This is a genomic window from Allobosea sp., from assembly GCF_048595345.1.
Classification (GTDB): Bacteria; Pseudomonadota; Alphaproteobacteria; order Rhizobiales; family Beijerinckiaceae; genus Allobosea.
Window position 1 is genome coordinate 1 of sequence record NZ_JBMDWH010000206.1, and the last position, 5,244, is coordinate 5,244.

Genomic DNA, 5,244 nt, shown 5'->3' on the forward strand with positions numbered 1-5,244 from the left:
CGCGAGCTGGCGATCTCCTATCTCGGCCGCAACGACCTCGCCCATGTCGATCCCAGCGAGATCGGCCATGACGTCATGGGCGGCGGCGTCGGACAGGACAAGGCGCCGGATGCGGCCCCGGTGATGACGACCCCGCTGGCCTCGACCGGTTTCCGCCGCGGCAAGCCGATCTCCTTCCACGCGATCCAGGGCGGCGCCGGGACACCGGCCGTCGAGACCGTGGCGCGCGGCGGCGCGGCGCTGACCGCGCTCGCCACCATCGGCGCCACCGCGCTGAAGGAGGAGCCGGAGGTCTATGGCGAGGCCGACATGGCCAAGCTCGGCTTCGCGGCCCCCGCAGCCCAGCCGAGCCAGTCCGAGCGCCGCGCCGAGGCGATCATGAAGGGCTATGTCGGCGACAGCTGCGGCGAATGCGGCAACTTCACGCTGGTCCGCAACGGCACCTGCCTGAAGTGCAACACCTGCGGCAGCACGACCGGCTGTTCGTAAGCCGACGACCGCCGCAGGCGGCACACAGCCCGATCTGACCTGAGGCCGGCGGTTCTCCGCCGGCCTTTTTCGTTGCGCTCGCAACGGGATGCGGCCGGCGGCCAGCGGCCTATCAAGGACATCCCACGGCCATCTGGCTCTCCGGCCCCACAGCACGCGCAGCCCTCCCCGCCTGAAACCGAACTGTCACCTGCCCGTCATCGCACTGACATGTCCGGGGCCGAAGCGAACCGCGTTTTCAAGGACGCGGCATGCAACCTCAATCGATCGAAATCGCCGGCATCACCAAGAATTTCGGCACCGATCCGGTTCTGAAGGGCATCGACCTATCGATCCGGCCGGGCGAATTCCTCTCGCTGGTCGGTATGTCGGGCTGCGGGAAATCGACGCTGCTGCGGATCATCGCGGGGCTGGAGACGCCGGATTCCGGCTCCATCACCATCGGCGGCAGCGACGTCACCGGGGTCGATCCCAGCGACCGCAACCTCGCCATGGTGTTCCAGTCCTACGCGCTCTACCCGCATATGACCGTGCGGCAGAACATCGCCACGCCGCTGAGGATGCGCCGGCTTTCGCTGGCCCAGCGCCTGCCGCTGTTCGGCACGTTTTCACCGGGCCGCGCCCCGGTGCTGCGCGAGATCGACGCCGCCGTCGAGCAGGCGGCCGAGCTGCGGCAGATCAAGCCGCTGCTCGACCGCAAGCCCTCGCAGCTCTCGGGCGGCCAGCGCCAGCGCGTCGCTCTCGCCCGGGCGCTGGTGCGTCAGCCCGCCGCCTTCCTGATGGACGAGCCGCTCTCCAATCTCGACGCCAAGCTGCGCGCCCATATGCGCGACGAACTCGCCGGCCTGCACCGGCGCCTCGGCGCCACTTTCATCTATGTCACCCACGACCAGATCGAAGCCATGACGATGTCGGACCGCATCGCTCTGCTCGATGCCGGCCGCATCCTCCAGCTCGGCGCCCCCTCCGAACTCTATGAGAAGCCCGCCTGCCTGACCGTGGCGCGCTTCATCGGCTCGCCCTCGATCAACCTTTTGCCGGTCGAGATCGACGCGCGGGGCCGGCTCTCCTTCGCCGGCGAACCTCTGCCGCTGACAGCGGTGGGCGAAACCGGCCCGGCGACGCTCGGCCTCAGGGCCGAGGATCTCACACTGACCGACGGGGAAGGATTGCCGGCTAAGGTGGAGAGAGTCGAGCATCACGGCGCCGATCGCTTCTTGCATCTGACCCTTCCCCAAGCGCCCGAAACTCGGTTGATTCTTCGCCAGACGGCGGCTCAAAGCGTCGCGATCGCCGCCGATGCCGCGGTGACGCTCGCCTTCGCGCCGGGCCGAGCCCATCTCTTCGGCAGCGACGGCCAGCGCCGCGAGCTTGGCCTGCTCGAGCGGGTGGCGGCGTGAGCGCGATCGGCATGGAGGCCGCGCCCCTCGCCCCGCCGCGCCGCATCGCACAGGCGGCGAGGCGCATGCGGGCCCGGAGCCTCGCCTTCGTCGCACCGGCGGCGCTGCTGCTGCTGGCGATCTACATCCTGCCGATGCTGGCGCTCGCCGCCTTCAGCCTGACGGACTACAAGCTCGGCTCCGTTTCGACCCGCTTCGTGGGCCTCGGCAATTTTGCCCGCGCCTTCAGCGATCCGGTGTTTCTGCGCTCGCTGGCCAACACCGTGCTCTATGCGGTGATGGTCATCCCCTTCGGCGTGTTTCTGGGCCTGGGCGTGGCGCTGCTGGCCTATTCCCGCAAGCGCTCGCGCTGGTTCTGGGAAACGGCCTATTTCCTGCCCGTCACCGCGACGCTGGTGGCGATGGCGACCGTCTGGCAGTTTCTGCTGCATCCCTCGCTCGGGCCGGTCAACGCCGCGATCCGGGCGCTGGGCTACGAGCCGGTCTCGTTTCTGGCCAACCCATCACTGCTGATCCCGACGCTCGCAGTCATCGGCATCTGGCAGGTGCTGGGCTTCAACATGGTGCTGTTTCTGGCGGGCCTCTCCGGCGTGCCTAAGGACCTCTATGAAGCCGCCCGGCTCGACGGTGCGAAGCACCCGATCGACCGCTTCCTCACCGTGACCTGGCCGATGCTGGGGCCGACCACGCTCTTCGTCGTCGTCACCACCTCGATCTCGGCGTTCAAGGTCTTCGAGACGGTGGCGGTGCTGACGAAGGGCCGCATGGGCTCGGAGACGCTGCTCTACGCGCTCTATCTCGAAGGGTTCGAATACGCCGAGACCGGCTATGCGGCGGCCCTGACCCTGCTTTTCCTGGCGATCATCCTGCTGCTCTCGATCGGCCAGACGCTGCATCTCGACAAGAAGGCTCATTACTGATGGGCACCGCGCTCTCCAGCCCCCTCGCCCGTCTTGCCCGCAAAGTGCTCCCGGTCGCGATCCTGGCGCTCGGCGCCGCGATCATGCTGCTGCCCTTCTACTGGATGGTGCTGACCTCGCTGCGCTCGCCCTCCGAGATCTTCGACGTCTCGCTCTGGCCGATCCCGAAGAATTTCAGCGCGGTCGAGAACTATGTTCGCGCCGCGACGCAGGCGCCGATGGGCCGCTTCATGCTGAACGGCGTCATCGTCTGCGGCGGCATCCTGATCGTTCAGGTGCTGGTCGCGGTGCCGGCGGCCTATGCGCTGGCCAAGCTGCGCTTTCCCGGTCGGCGCCTGTTCTTCACACTGGTGGTGGCGGCGCTTTCCGTGCCGATGCAGGCGCTGGCGCTGCCGCTCTTCGTCGGCCTCGCCTGGGCGAACCTGCTGAACAGCTATTTCGCACTGATGGCACCGTTCTTCCTGTCGGTCTTCGCAATCTTCCTGTTTCGCCAGTCCTTCCGCAGCTACCCGGACGAGATCATCGACGCCGCCCGGATGGACGGCTTCTCCGAGCTGGAGATCTGCTGGGGGCTGGTGCTGCGCGGCTCCCTGCCCTCGCTCGCCGCCTTCTCGGTGTTCTCTGTCGTCGCCCACTGGAACGACCTCTACTGGCCGATGATCGTGGTCTCGGACACGGCGCTCGCGCCGCCGCCGCTGGGCATGCTGTTCTTCTCGGATGTCGAGTCCGGCGCGAATTACGGGGCGCTGATGGCGGGCGCGACCATCATCACCGCCCCGATGGTGCTCTGCTTCCTGCTCGCCCGCCGCCACTTCATCGCCGGCGTCACCATGACCGGAGTGAAGTGACCGGCGCCGAAACGCCGCCCTTCCCCTTTTCGTCCACCACCACTGGAGACTGCAATGTCCTTCCGCAACCGTCTTGCCGCCGGAGCCATGGCTCTGGGCCTGGCGCTGGCCCCGGGCCTCGCTCATGCCCAGCAGGTCACGCTCAACGTGCTCTACAACCTGCCGGGCTTCACGAAATTCCATCAGCCGCTGGCCGATGAGTTCATGAAGCGCAACCCGGACATCAAGATCAGCTTCCTCGCCCCCGCCGTCGCCTATAACGAGGGCCATCAGCAGGTTCTGCGCTCGGCCGTGACGGGCAACACGCCGGATGTGTTCTTCTCCGGCTATCACCTCCTGCACGAGCTGGTGACCACCCTGAAGGCGCGCAACCAGATCGCCGATCTCGGCCCGATGATCGCCGCCGATGGCGGCCAGGCCTTCCTCGACAAGAACTACACCCCGCAAATGGCCGCGCTCGGCGTCGTCGACGGCAAGCAGTACGGCCTACCGGTCAATGCCTCCTCGCCGATCATGTTCATCAACGCCGATCTGGTGAAGAAGGCCGGCGGCGACCCGGACAAGATGCCGACCACCTTCCCCGAGCTGATCGAGCTCGCAAAGAAGATCCGCGCCACCGATCCCAAGGTCGCCGGCATGGCCTACGACATCGGCGGCTGGCCGGATGACTGGCTGTGGCAGGCGTTGGTCTATGAGCAGGGCGGCGAGCTCAACGACCCGAAGACCGGCAAGGTCGCCTTCGACAACGGAATCGGGCTCAACGCGCTCAAGCTCGTGCGCCGCTTCGTCACCGAGGCCGGCCAGCCCGTGCTCGACTGGGACCAGTCGCGCCAGCAGTTCGGCGCCGGCCTCACCGGCTTCATCTTCTCGACGCCGGCCCATGTGCAGACGATCGAAGGCCTCGTCGGCGAGCGCTTCAAGCTGACCACCGCCACCTTCCCGCTCGACAACAAGGAGAAGGGCGGCGTGCCGACCGGCGGCAACGCGGCCGTCATCCTGACGCAGGACAAGGCCAGGCAGGAAGCCGCCTGGAAATATCTGAAATGGGTTACCGGCCCCGAGGCGCAGAACATGATCGTGCGCATCACCGGCTACCTGCCCACCAACAAGCTCGCCACCGGCCCGGATTTCTTGGCGCCCTATTACGCCGAGCATCCGAATGTGAAGACCGCTTCGCTTCAGGCCGACAAGTCGCGCCCCTGGGCCGGCTATCCGGGCGGCGACTCGGTCCGCATCTGGCGCACCCAGCGCGACATCATCGCCTCGGTGATGCGCGGCGAGGTCACGCCGGAGCAGGGCCTGAAGCAGGTCGTCGAGCAGACCAACGCGCTCATCAAGTGAGGCAAAGCGGCTTCAAAGGCCGCGCCCTGCCCAACCGGAACGGCGGCGATCACGCCGCCGTTCGTCTTTCCGACAACGGATCGCACCGATGAAGATTATCCAGATCACCGACACCCATCTCGTCCCGCCCGGCGGCATCGTCCATGGGCTCGACCCGGCGCAGCAGTTGCGCGAAGCGCTGGCCGATATCGCGGCCCGCCATGCCGATGCCGACCTGGTCGTGATCACCGGCGATCTCTGCAACGA

General features: G+C 67.2%; 5 protein-coding genes and 1 pseudogene. All 6 read left to right on the top strand.

Translation table 11 applies throughout. The features are described from left to right. Nucleotides 1–489 (top strand): annotated as a pseudogene (locus tag ACOJTB_RS17765) (vitamin B12-dependent ribonucleotide reductase); the annotation flags it as partial. 251 nt (nucleotides 490–740) lie between these two features. Further along, on the top strand, nucleotides 741–1,889 hold the full coding sequence (locus tag ACOJTB_RS17770; RefSeq protein WP_420103857.1) for an ABC transporter ATP-binding protein: 1,149 nt from the start codon (nucleotides 741–743) through the stop codon (nucleotides 1,887–1,889). A gap of 11 nt (nucleotides 1,890–1,900) precedes the next feature. After that, nucleotides 1,901–2,809: a carbohydrate ABC transporter permease gene (locus tag ACOJTB_RS17775; RefSeq protein WP_420103860.1), complete on the top strand. Its 909-nt coding sequence runs from the start codon at nucleotides 1,901–1,903 to the stop codon at nucleotides 2,807–2,809. Continuing rightward, complete coding sequence (locus ACOJTB_RS17780; protein WP_420103858.1) at nucleotides 2,809–3,657, top strand: carbohydrate ABC transporter permease; 849 nt, start codon at nucleotides 2,809–2,811, stop codon at nucleotides 3,655–3,657. Before ACOJTB_RS17775 ends, ACOJTB_RS17780 begins: the two co-directional genes overlap by 1 nt. 54 nt (nucleotides 3,658–3,711) lie before the next feature. Then, a complete protein-coding gene (locus ACOJTB_RS17785) occupies nucleotides 3,712–4,998 on the top strand; it encodes an ABC transporter substrate-binding protein (protein WP_420103859.1) in 1,287 nt (428 codons plus the stop codon). 88 nt (nucleotides 4,999–5,086) lie between these two features. Then, nucleotides 5,087–5,244, top strand: a 158-nt coding sequence (locus ACOJTB_RS17790; RefSeq protein WP_420103861.1) for a metallophosphoesterase, incomplete at its 3' end; no start/stop codon positions are given.

Coding starts and splice junctions, on each gene's coding strand:
- ACOJTB_RS17770 (WP_420103857.1), top strand. CDS start 741: ATGCAACCTCAATCGATCGAAATCGCCGGCATCACCAAGAATTTCGGC.
- ACOJTB_RS17785 (WP_420103859.1), top strand. CDS start 3,712: ATGTCCTTCCGCAACCGTCTTGCCGCCGGAGCCATGGCTCTGGGCCTG.
- ACOJTB_RS17780 (WP_420103858.1), top strand. CDS start 2,809: ATGGGCACCGCGCTCTCCAGCCCCCTCGCCCGTCTTGCCCGCAAAGTG.
- ACOJTB_RS17775 (WP_420103860.1), top strand. CDS start 1,901: ATGGAGGCCGCGCCCCTCGCCCCGCCGCGCCGCATCGCACAGGCGGCG.